Origin of the sequence: Nonomuraea sp. LPB2021202275-12-8, from assembly GCF_037044575.1 — a bacterium.
Lineage (GTDB): Bacteria > Actinomycetota > Actinomycetes > Streptosporangiales > Streptosporangiaceae > Nonomuraea.
This window is the reverse complement of record NZ_JBAHWD010000006.1, coordinates 72,090-84,649: the sequence shown is the minus strand read 5'-3', so window position 1 is coordinate 84,649 and position 12,560 is coordinate 72,090. Positions and strand designations below refer to the sequence as shown.

The 12,560-nt window shown below is 69.0% G+C and carries 17 protein-coding genes; 9 read left to right on the top strand and 8 right to left on the bottom strand.

What is annotated here, in order from left to right; genetic code table 11:
* The first annotated feature begins 15 nt into the window (after positions 1-15).
* Entirely contained in the window at positions 16-1,074 is a 1,059-nt protein-coding gene (locus tag V5E28_RS13620; RefSeq protein ID WP_336207202.1) for a class I SAM-dependent methyltransferase, read from the top strand.
* Between the two features lie 27 nt (positions 1,075-1,101).
* Here the strand turns inward: V5E28_RS13620 and V5E28_RS13615 are convergent, their stop codons facing one another.
* Positions 1,102-1,749 carry a hypothetical protein gene (locus V5E28_RS13615; protein WP_336207201.1) on the bottom strand — a complete coding sequence of 216 codons (648 nt, stop codon included), beginning with the start codon at positions 1,747-1,749 and terminating at the stop codon, positions 1,102-1,104.
* 3 nt (positions 1,750-1,752) lie between these two features.
* On the opposite strand from V5E28_RS13615, the gene V5E28_RS13610 reads away from it, so the two are divergent.
* Positions 1,753-2,190 (top strand): hypothetical protein, encoded by a 438-nt coding sequence (locus V5E28_RS13610; protein ID WP_336207200.1) that lies wholly within the window; start codon positions 1,753-1,755, stop codon positions 2,188-2,190.
* A 71-nt stretch (positions 2,191-2,261) separates the two neighbouring features.
* Here the strand turns inward: V5E28_RS13610 and kstD are convergent, their stop codons facing one another.
* Positions 2,262-4,040 (bottom strand): 3-oxosteroid 1-dehydrogenase, encoded by a 1,779-nt coding sequence (gene kstD, locus V5E28_RS13605; protein WP_336207199.1) that lies wholly within the window; start codon positions 4,038-4,040, stop codon positions 2,262-2,264.
* A gap of 336 nt (positions 4,041-4,376) precedes the next feature.
* On the opposite strand from kstD, the gene V5E28_RS13600 reads away from it, so the two are divergent.
* The 3 genes from V5E28_RS13600 to V5E28_RS13590 are packed head-to-tail and all read left to right on the top strand — an operon-like array spanning position 4,377 to position 6,791.
* Complete coding sequence (locus tag V5E28_RS13600) at positions 4,377-5,291, top strand: ABC transporter ATP-binding protein (protein ID WP_336207198.1); 915 nt, start codon at positions 4,377-4,379, stop codon at positions 5,289-5,291.
* Positions 5,284-6,036 carry an ABC transporter permease gene (locus V5E28_RS13595; RefSeq protein ID WP_336207197.1) on the top strand — a complete coding sequence of 251 codons (753 nt, stop codon included), beginning with the start codon at positions 5,284-5,286 and terminating at the stop codon, positions 6,034-6,036. The genes V5E28_RS13600 and V5E28_RS13595 overlap by 8 nt, the downstream gene beginning before the upstream one ends.
* The gene (locus V5E28_RS13590) at positions 6,018-6,791 is read left to right on the top strand and encodes an ABC transporter permease (RefSeq protein ID WP_336207196.1); all 774 of its coding nucleotides are present in this window, start codon (positions 6,018-6,020) and stop codon (positions 6,789-6,791) included. The genes V5E28_RS13595 and V5E28_RS13590 overlap by 19 nt, the downstream gene beginning before the upstream one ends.
* Positions 6,792-6,918: 127 nt before the next feature.
* Here V5E28_RS13590 and V5E28_RS13585 read toward each other — a convergent pair whose 3' ends face one another.
* From V5E28_RS13585 to V5E28_RS13565, 5 genes are all read right to left on the bottom strand, one after another.
* A complete protein-coding gene (locus V5E28_RS13585) occupies positions 6,919-7,734 on the bottom strand; it encodes a SigB/SigF/SigG family RNA polymerase sigma factor (protein WP_336207195.1) in 816 nt (271 codons plus the stop codon).
* 35 nt (positions 7,735-7,769) lie between these two features.
* A complete protein-coding gene (locus V5E28_RS13580) occupies positions 7,770-8,351 on the bottom strand; it encodes an LPXTG cell wall anchor domain-containing protein (RefSeq protein ID WP_336207194.1) in 582 nt (193 codons plus the stop codon).
* A 120-nt stretch (positions 8,352-8,471) separates the two neighbouring features.
* On the bottom strand, positions 8,472-8,771 hold the full coding sequence (locus V5E28_RS13575; protein WP_336207193.1) for a hypothetical protein: 300 nt from the start codon (positions 8,769-8,771) through the stop codon (positions 8,472-8,474).
* Between the two features lie 34 nt (positions 8,772-8,805).
* A complete protein-coding gene (locus tag V5E28_RS13570) occupies positions 8,806-9,102 on the bottom strand; it encodes a GlsB/YeaQ/YmgE family stress response membrane protein (protein ID WP_336207192.1) in 297 nt (98 codons plus the stop codon).
* Positions 9,103-9,267: 165 nt separating this feature from the next.
* On the bottom strand, positions 9,268-9,645 hold the full coding sequence (locus tag V5E28_RS13565; RefSeq protein ID WP_336207191.1) for an STAS domain-containing protein: 378 nt from the start codon (positions 9,643-9,645) through the stop codon (positions 9,268-9,270).
* Between the two features lie 288 nt (positions 9,646-9,933).
* Here V5E28_RS13565 and V5E28_RS13560 point away from each other — a divergent pair, with 288 nt between their 5' ends.
* Positions 9,934-10,149, top strand: coding sequence for a hypothetical protein (locus tag V5E28_RS13560; protein WP_336207190.1), 216 nt, complete (start codon positions 9,934-9,936; stop codon positions 10,147-10,149).
* Between the two features lie 173 nt (positions 10,150-10,322).
* Here V5E28_RS13560 and V5E28_RS13555 read toward each other — a convergent pair whose 3' ends face one another.
* The gene (locus V5E28_RS13555) at positions 10,323-10,616 is read right to left on the bottom strand and encodes a hypothetical protein (RefSeq protein WP_336207189.1); all 294 of its coding nucleotides are present in this window, start codon (positions 10,614-10,616) and stop codon (positions 10,323-10,325) included.
* A gap of 432 nt (positions 10,617-11,048) precedes the next feature.
* Here V5E28_RS13555 and V5E28_RS13550 point away from each other — a divergent pair, with 432 nt between their 5' ends.
* From V5E28_RS13550 to V5E28_RS13540, 3 genes are all read left to right on the top strand, one after another.
* The gene (locus V5E28_RS13550; RefSeq protein ID WP_336207188.1) at positions 11,049-11,222 is read left to right on the top strand and encodes a CsbD family protein; all 174 of its coding nucleotides are present in this window, start codon (positions 11,049-11,051) and stop codon (positions 11,220-11,222) included.
* A 71-nt stretch (positions 11,223-11,293) separates the two neighbouring features.
* The gene (locus V5E28_RS13545; protein WP_336207187.1) at positions 11,294-11,491 is read left to right on the top strand and encodes a hypothetical protein; all 198 of its coding nucleotides are present in this window, start codon (positions 11,294-11,296) and stop codon (positions 11,489-11,491) included.
* Between the two features lie 97 nt (positions 11,492-11,588).
* A complete protein-coding gene (locus V5E28_RS13540; RefSeq protein WP_336207186.1) occupies positions 11,589-12,557 on the top strand; it encodes a LysR family transcriptional regulator in 969 nt (322 codons plus the stop codon).
* The last annotated feature ends 3 nt before the right edge of the window (positions 12,558-12,560 follow it).

The following is a 12,560-nucleotide window of genomic DNA, read 5'->3' as shown; positions in this document are numbered from 1 at the left end:
CAGCAGGAGGATGCCATGACCACCATCGACGACAACCGGCTCGCCGAACTGCTCGACCGCTTCGTCAACGACCTCGGCGCGACGGTCTCGGCCGGCAACGTGCTCATCGGTGACAAGCTCGGTCTGTACCGGGCGCTGGCGGAGGCGGGACCGCTCACCGCCGCGGAACTGGCCGAATACACCGGCACGTCGGAGCGGTACGTCCGGGAATGGCTGCCCGGTCAGGCCGCCGGCCACTACGTCACCCACGACGCCGAAACCGGACGCTATTCGCTGACCCCCGAGCAGGCGCTGGCCTTCGCCGACCCGGCCGGGCTCGGGCTGGCCGGGGCCTTCCAGCTCGCGGTGTCCAGCCTGGCCGACGAGCCGATGATCACCGAGGCGTTCCGGACCGGCCGCGGGGTGGCCTGGGGCGAGCATCACGAGGGCGTGTTCACCGGCTGCGAACGGTTCTTCCGCCCGGGGTATGTCGCGAACCTGCTGAGCTCCTGGGTTCCGGCAGTCGACGGGCTGTCCGACCGGCTGGCGGCCGGCATCGAGGTGGCCGACGTGGGATGCGGGCTGGGCGCGTCGACCCGCATCCTGGCCGACGCCTACCCCGCCTCCTCCGTGCACGGGTTCGACCCGCACGTCGAGTCCATCGAGCTGGCCCGCAAGGCGACGGTCGAGGCCGGCCTGGACAGCCGGTGCGACTTCTCGGTGGCGCGGGCGCAGGACTTCCCCGGCACCGGGTACGGGCTGGTGGCCTCCTTCGACTGCCTGCACGACATGGGAGACCCGGTCGCCGCCGCCCGGCACATCAGATCGGCGCTGTCCGACGACGGTGTCTGGCTGATCGTCGAACCGTTCGCGGGCGATTCGGTGGCCGAGAACCTCACGCCGGTCGGGCGGGTCTACTACTCGTTCTCCACGTTCCTGTGCGTGCCGCACGCCATCTCCGAGGGCGCCGACGACGCGCTGGGCAACCAGGCAGGCGAAGCCGGCATCAGGCCGGCGGTGCAGGCCGCGGGATTCCGGACGTTCCGCCGGGTGGCGGCGACACCGTTCAACCTCGTCTACGAGGCCCGGCCCTGACGGCCCGGCCACGTGACGGCCGACTCGTCAGGCCGGGATCCGGAACGGCAGGAAGCACACCACCGCGTCCGTGTGGTCGCGCAGGGCGGCGGCCAGGAGCAGGTCCCGCTGGGTGTGCAGGAGCCGGTAGCGGGGGTGGGACGGCTGGATGCCGGGGATGACCGCGGCGATCCACCTGCCGTCCGCCTCCCGGCGCTGGACGTACTCGACGACCGGGCGGACCACCGTGTGGCTGGGGCCGTCCAGCACCTTCAGGCGGGCCCCCGGATTCCACCGATCCCACTCGGCCCGCAGGCTGTCGAGTTGCCCGGGGGCGTCGGAGACCACGACGGCGACGACCTCGCCGCCGAACGCCAGCGCCGCGCTGATCGCCCGCTCGGAGATGGCGCTGATCGCGGACGCCGGGCTGAGCGGAACGATGACCAGTCGCGAGGCCGGATCGGGGCTGTGCGGCGCGCCCTGGGGCTGCCCGAGCCCGAGCGCGACGCCGACCTTGGTGTAGTAGCCCTCCACCCGGTCGAACAGCAGGATCAGCAGCGGAATCGCCACGAGGACCACCCAGGCGCCCTCGGTGAACTTCGTGGTGAGCAGCACCAGCGTGGCCACGACGGTGGCCGCGGCGCCGACGCCGTTCAGCAGCGCCTTGCCCGCCCACTTCGGGGGGCGCAGCCTCACCCAGTGGCGGACGAGCCCTATCTGGCTGATGGTGAATCCGGTGAACACCCCGATGGCGAACAGGGGGATCAGCCGATGGGTCTCGGCGTTGACCGCGATCAGGAGTACGGCGGCCGGCGAATTCAGGAGATCATGGTCAGGTCGCCGCGCACGACGGCAGAATGCGGCCCGACCGGAGGACCGGACATGACCTTGAACGCGGAGACCGTGACCGCCGTCGACCAGTACTTCGCCCGGCACGGACGACAGCGCCACCGACTGGCACGCCTGCACCGCGCCACGGTGGAGTTCCTGGTCGCCCAGCACGGAGTAGAAGCCCTTGACCGGGTGGAGCTGGGCATGCCGTGCGAATGCTGCGACGAGGAACAGGCCCGTGCGGCACGTCTTTCGTGGATGAAATCCACGTACCGGCAGCGGCGGAACTCCCGCCGACGAGCTTGAAAGCCGCGCCGGTTTCCCATGCTCACATGCGGCCTGAACGGGATCAACGAGGCTTTCGGCAGGCGCCGAACTCACAGATCCATGGCTGCCAGGTAGCCGAAGGTCATGGCCGGTCCGATGGTCGAGCCGGATCCGGCGTAGCTGTGGCCCATGACGGCGCCGCTGGCGTTGCCGGCGGCGTACAGGCCGGGGATGACCGAGCCGTCCGCTCGCAGCACCCGCGCCCGCGCGTCCGTACGCATCCCGCCCTTCGTGCCGAGATCGCCGGGAACGATCTTGAATGCGTAGAACGGCGGTAGCCACAGGGGGGCCAGGCAGGGGTTGGGCCTGACGAGAGGATCGGCGTAGTAGCGGTCGTAGACGCTGTCGCCACGGCGGAAATCGGTGTCCCTGCCGGTCAGCGCGAATCCGTTGAACCGGGTGACCGTGCCGCGCAGGGCCGCCGCGGGGACGCCGATCCGCTGCGCCAGCTGCTCGATCGTCCAGGCCTTGTGGACGGCGCCGCTCTGGTACCAGGCGTCGGGGAACGGCAGCAGCGGGGCGATGTCCTTGAACAGGTAGCGGTTGCGGTAGTTCTGATCGACGATCAACCAGGAGGGGATGTGCGGCGCGGCCGGCGTGTTGCGGTCGTACATGACGTGGACCACGTCGCTGTACGGCGCCCCTTCGTTGACGAAGCGCACCCCGTTGCCGTTGACCAGGATGCAACCCGGCAGGGTCCGCTCGGCCAGGCAGAAGTACGGCTGGCCGGGCAGCGGGATCGACGGCCCCCACCAGGCGTCGTCCATCAGATCGAGCGCGGCCCCCGCGCGCTCGCCCGCCTCGATGCCGTCGCCGGTGTTCTCCTTGGCGCCCACGGTCCAGCTCGTGCCGATGGGCTGTCGCTGGAACTCCGCGCGCATGGCCGCACTGTGCTCGAATCCACCCGAGCCGATGATGACCCCGCGACGGGCCCTGACCAGGGTCTGCTGGCCGCCGCGCGAGGCCACCACGCCGGTGACGCGGCCGGCTTCGGCGTGCAGATCGACGAGCGGGGTGTTCAGCCATACCGGCACGCCGGCGGCGAGCAGCCCGGCGCGAAGCCCCGCCGCCAGGGCCTGGCCCATGGTGAGCGGCTTCTCGCCGCGGAGCGCAGCCTCGGTGCCCCTCAACAGGCACGCGGCGCTCACCTCCAGCCCCTTCGGGTTGACCGCGCTGAGAGTCAGCCATTTGTAGTCGGCGCTGAAGACGACCAGGCCGGCCGGTGTGGGAATGTACGGCGGGTTGAGGCGGGTGAGCTCCGCGCCGAGGATGTTGCCGTCGAGCTGGTCCGGTTCGATGGAGCGGCCGTTCGGCATCCCGCCCGGAAACTCGGGATAGTAGTCGGAATAGCCCTCCATCCACCGGAACCGCAGTGGGCTGTTCCGCATCACGAACGAGATCATGGCGGGACCGGCGGACAGGAACGCCCGCTGCCGCTCGACGGGCACCGTGTCGCCGACGACCCGTGCGAGGTAGGAGGCGGCCTTGGCCGGGGTGTCCGGCACTCCGGCGGCGAGGATCACCTCGTTGCACGGTATCCAGATCCCCGCGCCGGACCGGGCCGCCGAGCCGCCGAATGTCGGCGCCTTCTCGACCACCACGACCTGCAGCCCTCGTCTGGCCGCTGTCAGCGCCGCTGTCATCCCCGCGGCGCCGGAGCCCACCACCACGACGTCCACCTCGACGTCGGCGTGGGCGGGAGCGCGGCCCAGCGCCGCGCCGCTCACGAGGATCCCGCCGGCGAGGGCGGCTCCGCGCAGCAGCGCGCGGCGGCTCTGCCCGTCGGGGGTCAGGTCCGTCCGGTCAGGGGTCTGCGGGGATGTGTCCATCGCATCGGCCATGGTGGATCGATCCCTTCACGTGTGTGTCGCTGCGACGCGGAACTCTCGTCAAGGCGCTCGGCGGAACAACCGCAGTGACACCTCGCGCCGGCGCGACGGCGCGCCTGGGGCCCTTCCGGCCCCGTCACCTTCCAAAGCATGCGCTTGGTTGGTCAAGGTGTCAACACGTGGGCTCGCACCCCGGCAGGCCGACCCGGCGAGCGGGCTGATCTCCGTCACCTCATGCCGGACCGATGGTTCGCAGGAGGCCGCCTGCTCGGCCTGCTGGTGAAGTTGTGAATTCCTCACTGTCTCCGCCGCCGCCCCTTGGCGAAGGATCAGGGCGTGACTGCGATTCAGGTGGACCATCTCAGCAAGAGCTACGGCAGATTCCAGGCGGTCAACGACATTTCATTCGAGGTCGAGGCGGGAACGGTCTTCGCCCTGCTCGGCCGCAACGGCGCGGGCAAGACCACCACGATCGAGCTGCTCACCGGGTTCCAGAAGCCGGACGCCGGTTCGGTCAGGGTGCTGGGCCTCGACCCGATCAGGGACCGCGCCCGGATGCGCGGCAACGTCGGCATCATGCTGCAGGAGGCCGGATTCTTACCTGACCTGACGGCCGGGCAGACGGTCGAGATCTGGCGTGACTTCACCCCCGCCGCGCGCCCCGCGAGCGAGGCGCTGGAGCTGGCGGGCCTGACCGCGAAGGCGAAGACGAAGGTGCGGCAGCTGTCCGGCGGCGAGAAACGCCGTCTGGACCTGGCGCTGGCCCTGCTCGGCCGGCCCGACGTGCTGTTCCTGGACGAGCCGACAACCGGCATGGACCCCGAGGCTCGCCGCAACACCTGGGAGGTCGTCCGCGACCTCGCCGCCCGGGGCACGACCGTGCTGCTGACCACCCACTACCTGGAGGAGGCCCAGCAACTGGCGACGAGCCTGGCCATCATGGACGGCGGTGAGATCGTCATCGGCGGCGACATGGCCGAGACGCTGGCCGCGCGGGTGGGGCGGGTCTCGTTCGAGCTGCCGTCCGTGATTCGACCCGGGGAGCTGCCGCTGCCCGCGACCGTGCGGGGCAGGCTCGCCATCGTCCAGGCCGCCGATCCCGACCTGGCCGCACAGACGCTGCTGAGCTGGGCGAGCGGACGCGGCCTGCGCCTGCGGGGTCTGGAGATCCGGACGGCCTCGCTGGAAGACCTGTTCCTGGAACTTGCCCGGAACGATCGCCCTGCCCGCAGTGGTGACGCCCGTGCGTGAGGTGCTGGCTGTGGCGCGGCTGGGCGGGCGGCTGTTCTGGGGCGACGGGCGAGCCGTCGGCGGCATCGCGGTGCTCGGCGTCTGCCTGGGCGCGGGCCTGCCGCTGCTGATCGCCGCCTCGCTCAGGAGCCGCGACGTGGAGGTGGTGCTTGGCATGCATCTCGGCATGCTCGCCATGGTCCTGACCGTCGTCGCGACCACTCAGACGGCTGTGGCGCTGTCGACCAGACGCGAGCTGCTGGTTCTCAAGCGGCTGCGCGCCTCGGGCCTGCGGGGGCGGGCCATCATCGGCGGCGAGCTGGTCAACATCGTGACGCAGGCCACTCTCCTGTCGGCCCTCGTCTCGGTGATCCTCTACACCTTCACCTACCTCCCGCCCCCCGAACTGCCGCTGCTGTTCGCGGCGTGCGTCGTCGCGGTGGCCGGGGTGCTGGCGCTGATCGGCGTCGTCTTCTCGATCGTGACCCGCCGCCCCGACCTGAACGCCCCCGCCACGATCCCGTTCATGCTGGCCAGCGCGGTCGGGGCCGGAGGATATGGGCCGTTCGTCACCGGCCTCCTGCCCGGCTGGGTCCAGTGGGCACTCGACCTGCTGCCGACCGGAGCGATGGTCGAGATCGCCGGGCTCGCCTACCGGGGCGGCGAGCTCGCGACACTGACCGGGCCCGTACTGAATCTGACCGTCTGGGCCCTCCTCGGCCTGGTAGCCGTCCGTTTCCTCTTCCGATGGGACCCACGCCGATGAGCCTCACGGCCACCTACAAGCTGAGCGCCCGGCTGTTCTGGCGCGACAAGGGCATGCTGCTCGCCTCCGTGATCCTCCCGCTGGGGCTGGCGATCGGGATGCCGACGCTGATGCGCAACGTTCAGGCCGACGGCGTCACGGCCGCGGCGCAGATGTTCATGGGGACGCTCGCGCTCATCCTGTCGGGGACCGCGTTCCTGAACATCACCGTCGCCCTGACCATGCGCCGCGACCAGCTCGTGCTCAAACGGCTGCGCACCACCCGGCTCACCGACCGGCAGATTCTCCTCGGCGAGGTCGCGAACACCGTCACGCAGACGGTCGCCCTCATGTTCGTGTCGGCCGTGGCCGTACACCTCCTGGCCGACGTGCCGCTGCCGAGGAATCCGGTGCTGTTCGCGGCGTTCGCGGTCGCGGGTTCGGCGGTGGTGGCGACGCTGGGGGTGGCGTGGACGGCCGCGATCCCGCGCGGGGAGCTCGCGGCGGTCATGACGTTGCCGTTCTTCTTCCTGGCCGGCCTCGCGTCCGGGGCGATGGGCCCGATCATGAACCTGCTGCCCTCCTGGCTGCACCCACTCCTCGCCGCCCTGCCCACCAGCGCCGTGGTGGACGCGGTCCGCACCTCCTACGGGCCGGGAACACTCGGCTCCGACCTGGCGGCGGCAGCCGTACCGACTCTGGTCCTGGCGGCGTGGGCGGGGATCGCGCTGCTCTCGATCAGGAGGTGGTTCCGCTGGGAGACCAGGAAGTCGTGATCGCCTCCAGCGGTCATCTGATGGTCGTCTTCGAAGCCCGGCATGGGCCTCTCCGGATCCATCCGGGGTCTGGTGCGGCCCGCAGTCGCCGAACGGGCGACGGCGGTCGTCGTCATCACAGATGCGGTCAGTCGGACAGTGCCATGCGTAGCTGGCCCAGGACTTTGCGCAGGATGCGGGAGACGTGCATCTGGGAGAGTCCGAACTCGGTGGCGATCTCTGCTTGGGTGCGGTTGCCGTGGAAGCGCAGCAGCAGGATGTGCTTCTCGCGCGCGGGCAGGGCGTCGATGAGCGCCTTGACGGCCTGCCTGCCGATGACGGCGTCCAGCGCCTCGTCGTTGCACGGCAGGTAGTCGGCCAGGCTGGCGGACTCGCCGTCGTTGTTGACGGGCGCGTCCAGCGACAGGGTGCTGTAGGCGGCCGAGGCGTCCATCGTCAGCAGGACCTCTTCCTGCGACAGCCCCATTCCGGCCGCCAGTTCGGCGACGGTCGGCGAGCGGCCCAAGGCCTGGCAGAGGTCATCGGACAGCTTGGTCAGCCGCGAGCGGCGTTCCTGGTAGACACGGGGAACCCGGATGGCCCACGTGCGGTCCCGGAAATGCCGTTTGACCTCGCCCGCCATGGTGACAGACGCGTAGCGGCGAAAGTCGTGGCCGAGGCCGGCGTCGAACCCGTTGATGGCCTTGATCATGCCGACATAGGCCGCCTGCAGAAGGTCTTCCATCGGTTCGCCCCGATAGCGGTAACGGCGCGCGAGGGAGTCGGCCATCCAGGCGTGGGTCTCCACCAGCCGCTCACGTAGCAGGACCTTGTGCGATTCCGAGGTCTGCGGCCGGGCCATTTCGATCAGGAGCTCTTCGGCGGTCATCTGTTCCAGGGGAATGTCCAGGACGGCCATCTGTTTTCCTTTGCTTCCATTGCCTTGCAGGCGGCCGGTGGACAAGTGCGTCCGCGTTCCCCGCGCCGGCAGGGCAGGAGTTACCGGGGCGCCTTCTCGTGCTTCTCAACGGGTACGGGCCGAGGTGACGGCACCTCCGCGTCGTCGAGGAGTTCCTCGAACAGGGCGCGGTAGTGCACCATGGCCTGCCGGAGATCCTCGGTGGACGCCTCGCCGGAGGTGGCGCGCCCGCTGATCTCGTGGGCCTGTCGGTAATGGTGCAGGGTACGGCCGTGCACCACCGACAGGTCCGCCAACTGCTGCCGGAAGCCTCCGGTGGGATATCCGCGCTCGGCCATGGCGGCCGTGACCAACTCGTCGGCCTCGGTCACGGCGGCGCCCGGCGCGTCCACGAACCGTTGCTGGAGTCTGGTCCATTGCCCGGCGTAGCTCTGCCGGGATTCGGGAGTCAGCGGGGTGATGTCGAGGGTGGCGAACCGCTTCTCCCGGGCACGCAGCTCCTGCTCGGCCTCGCTGCGGCTGTCTCGTTGGTTCAGGGCGTGTTCGTATTCGGGGCCGAAGCGCCGGCGCAGGTGTTGCCGGCGCCGGCGCAGCACGACGAAGCCGATGGCCGCTATCAGGACCACCGCCATGGCGACGGCCGTCCAGGTCATCGTGGACATGTCTGCCTCCTGGAGAGGTCGATGCCTTGGCGCGCGCCGACAAGGACGGGGCAAGGCAGCGGGTTGGACATGGGTCGATGGCCGACAGCGGCCCGCCGACACCACTTGGCGCTTCCCTGTTCACAGGCGTCGATCGTCCGGGGCCTGGCGGGCACCACCCTGCCTGCCGTCGTGGTCGGGAGGGTCCACCAGGGTGGGCGGTGGCCGGTCATCGATGACGTCCTGGCGGCTGCGGGCGGTTGACTGGCTCCAGCGTGATCTGTTGCGGAGCAGTAGCGGCAGCAGGAGCCCGAGGGCGCCGCCGATCATCAGGACGATGCCCACGATGCGCAGGTCGAAGCCGCCCACCGAGCCGTCCGTCAGGGCGTAGGTGAGGATGGCGCCGACGATGATGACCGCGATGGCCGCGGCGACGTGCATCACGCATCACCCCCGCAGCGTGCGCTGGGCGGGGTCACCGGCGGCCGGCCCAGCGGCCGGTGCGGCGGCCCGAACGCCGGCCGGTGATCAGGTTGTAGCCGATCAGCAGGACTGCCGCGCCGACGATGGCGCAGATCCAGGTGGACAGGTTGAAGAACCCCTGGACGCCCGAGACGTGGAACACCTCGGTGGCCACAAAGCCACCCAGCAACGCCCCGGCGATGCCGAGCGCGAAGGTGATGATCAAGCCTTGTGAGTCTTTGCCGGGGACCAGCATTCTGGCCACCAGTCCGGCGACCAGTCCGAGGATGATCCAAGCGATGATGCCCATGGCCGAGCTCCTCTGGCGGTGCATCGATGTCTGCGCGGATCGGTCTTCCGGACCGGTCGAGCAGGGGGCCGGCCCCCGCGGGATTGCCGGTGCCGACGGTCGAAGTCGTTCGCCCCGAGCCAACACCACACGTGCGGGCGGGGAAACAGGCGATCCGGGAAGGACTCATCTGCAGAACCGATCAGCCGGGCAAGGGGCAGGCAGCGCCTCCAGACGAAGGCCGGCCGTCTCGTGCCAGCCGGTGAGCCCGATCAGGCGTCGTATCTGGGAAGAGGGCGACCGTAACGTCAGGACGTGGCCGTCGCGCAGACCGGCGGCGGCGGTGAGCAGGGCGCGCAGCCCGCCGATGTCGCAGAACACCAGGCCGCTCAGATCGACGTGGAAGCTGCCACGGCCAGCCATCGAGGCCAGTGCCCGGGTCAGGGCGGGCAGCGAGGCGCGGTCGAGCTCGCCCTCGATCCGCAGGCCCGCGAGATCGACGAGCGGCGTGATGCGCAGGAGCCGGCGAGGTGTGAGGGCGCCGACTGTATCCGCAGCGTCCATGCTGACTCCTACGGGCAGGGGAGTGCGGGACAAAGTGGCCGCGGGGTTGACGCGGTCATGAACACGTCGCGGTCGGGGCGGCGTGAGCGGAGCCGTCAGGTGCGATGATCTGATCGTCCAGCGGGCCGGACCAGGTGGAAAGCAGCAACCTGCGCGAGGCTCATCATCGGGCGTGATGATCGGCCTGGCGATCAGTGACGGGATCGGACAGCACTCGGAGTCCAAAGGACGGCAAGGTGAATGACGTTGGACGCTCGACCTCCGCGGCGGCCGGATCCGAACGATGACGTGGATCAGGCCCTGACCGGCGTCTTGAAGGCGATCGGCACCGCCTCGCGCACCCTCGCTCTTCAGAACGCGACGAGCATGGCCTGGCGCGGTGACCGTCAGCGGCTCGCCGCCTGTCTGGAGGCGATGACGCCTGGTCAGCTCGTCGAGGTGGCCGCGGCCGCCCGGTTGCTCGGCGCCGAGGCCGACCAGGCGCTCGCCAGAAGGCATTCGTAACGGTTGTGCGGTCCGCACCGAAGCAGATCATTGAGCCCCCGGGCTGTGGGGGACGCCGCACAATTGCTCCACTTTGTAAGAAAGCTGGAACATAAAAATATCCCGCGCCATGACGCGAGAAACTTCTCACACGCCACAGCACAGGTTGAGCTTTCGCGGTGTTCAGCCGGCGATCAGCTCTTGTCGCGAATCACATCGTAGTTGGAGAACGTGATCGGGCTGTCGCACAGTTTGGTCATGTGCGCGTTGAACCGGTCAGTCTCCGGCAGCTTGCTGTTCTGCTGGGCCTCCTCATAGGAGGCGAACTCCACGATGGCCATGTAGTGATCCGGGCGGTCGCGATGCCTCGCCACGACCTCGCGCTTCACGGTGCGCGTGCTCTCGGTCTGCGTCCGCCACTCGTTCATGAGCGACTCGACTTCCCCGGCGCGCTTGGTGTCGAATTCCAGAATCTGTACGAAGCTCATAAGAGCCTCCCTTTTTTCTTGGATTGCATTCCTCATCAAATACCAATCCGAAGTAAAACGCAAGGAGATTTCGCACAAATTAGCGAATTCCACTCTCGGCATAACGTAGTCGAAGATTCGCACCGGTGAAATCTGCGGTCTGACGGGGCCAAAAAGTCGATTCGGCGAGTCAAGGCGATCCGGCGCCCTCTCGAAAGATCTCGCTCACTGGGTCGGAGAGTTCGCCAGGCTCGGCCACGCTCATCGATTCCAGTGATAACCGGCCCCGTCATTGCTCGTTTCCTCCTATGAGGCCGGGGAGGACACTGGGGCTCCAAGCCGCCTGACCGCGGCGGAGTATCCGCCTGCACGAGGTCATGGCTGATGGGGGAGACGGGCCAACAGGGCCTGCCCCCGGCCATGGGCTGAGCTGAGCGGTGAAGGGAAAACGCGATGAGCATGCGTTGGAAGATCACGAACAAGGTGCAGGCCGTCAGAGGCTGGGTCAGGCAGCGCTTCGGCCGTGTCTCAGGCAACCGCTCCCAGCAGGCTGAGGGCAAGACCGATCGGGTCGCGGGCAATCTGAAGCAGTCCGCCGAGAAGGTCAAGGACGCCTTCAAGCGCTGATCCTCTCCTCGGAGCTCCCTCATCGCCTGCGACACCACTCGTGAACTGACAGAAGGATGGAGGTCGGACCTATGCGCATCGCGTCGATAGTGCTGATCGTATGGCTGATCGCCGGTGCCGTCGCCGCAGGCCAGCGCAACTACTACACAGGTTCGGTGGAGAACTGCAATCAGGTGGCCACCATCGCGGTGACAATCCTGGCGGGACCCCTCAACTACTTCGGCATGAACCCGAAGATCGCCTGCCAGACCCCCCAGCCCAGCAAGTAGTGCCAGGTCCTCCTCCAGGGCGCACACTCCAAGAGGAACCTAGAGTGGTGGAAGACGGCCCGGATCGGCGCCGCCCGGCTGAGGGAGGGGTGGCGGCATGGAGTTACGACAACTGCGGTATTTCGTGACGCTGGCCGAGGAACTGCATTTCGGCCGGGCGGCGGCACGTGAGCACATCGTGCAGTCCGCGCTGAGCCAGCAGGTGCAGCGGTTGGAGCGTGAGCTGGGAGTGCGGCTGCTGGATCGCAGCACCCACCACGTCGATCTGACCTCGGCGGGTGCTGCTTTCCTCGTCGAGGCTCGCCAGATCCTCGATCACGTCGACCGGGCCAAGCACGCCGCGCGCAATGCGGTGTCGTCAGCGCCCACGCTGCGCGTCGGCATCATCGATGCCGGCTACGATTCCATGCCGCAGATCCTGCGCGAGCTCCAGCGCGCCCATCCGGATGTCACGATCCACCAGGTCGAGGCGGGCACGCCCGAGCAGTATCGGCGACTGCTCGACGGACGCCTGGACATCGGCATCGGGCGTGCCTCCCAGACTCCGGCCGAGGTGGCGTCCAAGCTGATCAGACTCGATCCGCTCGGTGTGCTGGTGCCCGAGGACCACCGCTTCGCCGGCATGGACGGCGTACCCGTCGCCGCCCTCGCCGACGAGCTCCTGCTGCTCGGCGAGGAGGAGCAGACACCGGAGCTCAACCAGCTCGTCATCGAGCTGTGCCGCTCGGCCGGCTTCTCGCCCCGCGTCTACGAGGGAACCGTCGAGAGCACCCGCGCCGCCGCCGACCTCGTGCTCCAGCACCGCTGCGTGCACTGCGTCCCCTCTTCTTTCCGCACCTCCAACCGGCCCGGCACCATCTGGCGGCCCCTGACCGAGCCCGCCACGCTCTACCCCTGGTCACTGTTATGGCACGACGCCAACCCGTCTCCCCACATCGCCGACGTCATCGACAGCGCCAGACAACTCGCCGAGCAGCTCGGCTGGCTGCGACCCGCCCGCTCCACTGAACCGGCACCCGGCGAAGACGCTCCGGCAGCCACCAGCCACAGCGATGAGCCGGTCTGATGC

Coding starts and splice junctions, on each gene's coding strand:
- V5E28_RS13620 (WP_336207202.1), top strand. CDS start 16: ATGACCACCATCGACGACAACCGGCTCGCCGAACTGCTCGACCGCTTC.
- kstD (WP_336207199.1), bottom strand. CDS start 4,040: ATGGACACATCCCCGCAGACCCCTGACCGGACGGACCTGACCCCCGAC.
- V5E28_RS13590 (WP_336207196.1), top strand. CDS start 6,018: ATGGGACCCACGCCGATGAGCCTCACGGCCACCTACAAGCTGAGCGCC.
- V5E28_RS13580 (WP_336207194.1), bottom strand. CDS start 8,351: ATGTCCACGATGACCTGGACGGCCGTCGCCATGGCGGTGGTCCTGATA.
- V5E28_RS13575 (WP_336207193.1), bottom strand. CDS start 8,771: ATGCACGTCGCCGCGGCCATCGCGGTCATCATCGTCGGCGCCATCCTC.
- V5E28_RS13570 (WP_336207192.1), bottom strand. CDS start 9,102: ATGGGCATCATCGCTTGGATCATCCTCGGACTGGTCGCCGGACTGGTG.
- V5E28_RS13565 (WP_336207191.1), bottom strand. CDS start 9,645: ATGGACGCTGCGGATACAGTCGGCGCCCTCACACCTCGCCGGCTCCTG.
- V5E28_RS13555 (WP_336207189.1), bottom strand. CDS start 10,616: ATGAGCTTCGTACAGATTCTGGAATTCGACACCAAGCGCGCCGGGGAA.
- V5E28_RS13550 (WP_336207188.1), top strand. CDS start 11,049: ATGAGCATGCGTTGGAAGATCACGAACAAGGTGCAGGCCGTCAGAGGC.
- V5E28_RS13545 (WP_336207187.1), top strand. CDS start 11,294: ATGCGCATCGCGTCGATAGTGCTGATCGTATGGCTGATCGCCGGTGCC.
- V5E28_RS13540 (WP_336207186.1), top strand. CDS start 11,589: ATGGAGTTACGACAACTGCGGTATTTCGTGACGCTGGCCGAGGAACTG.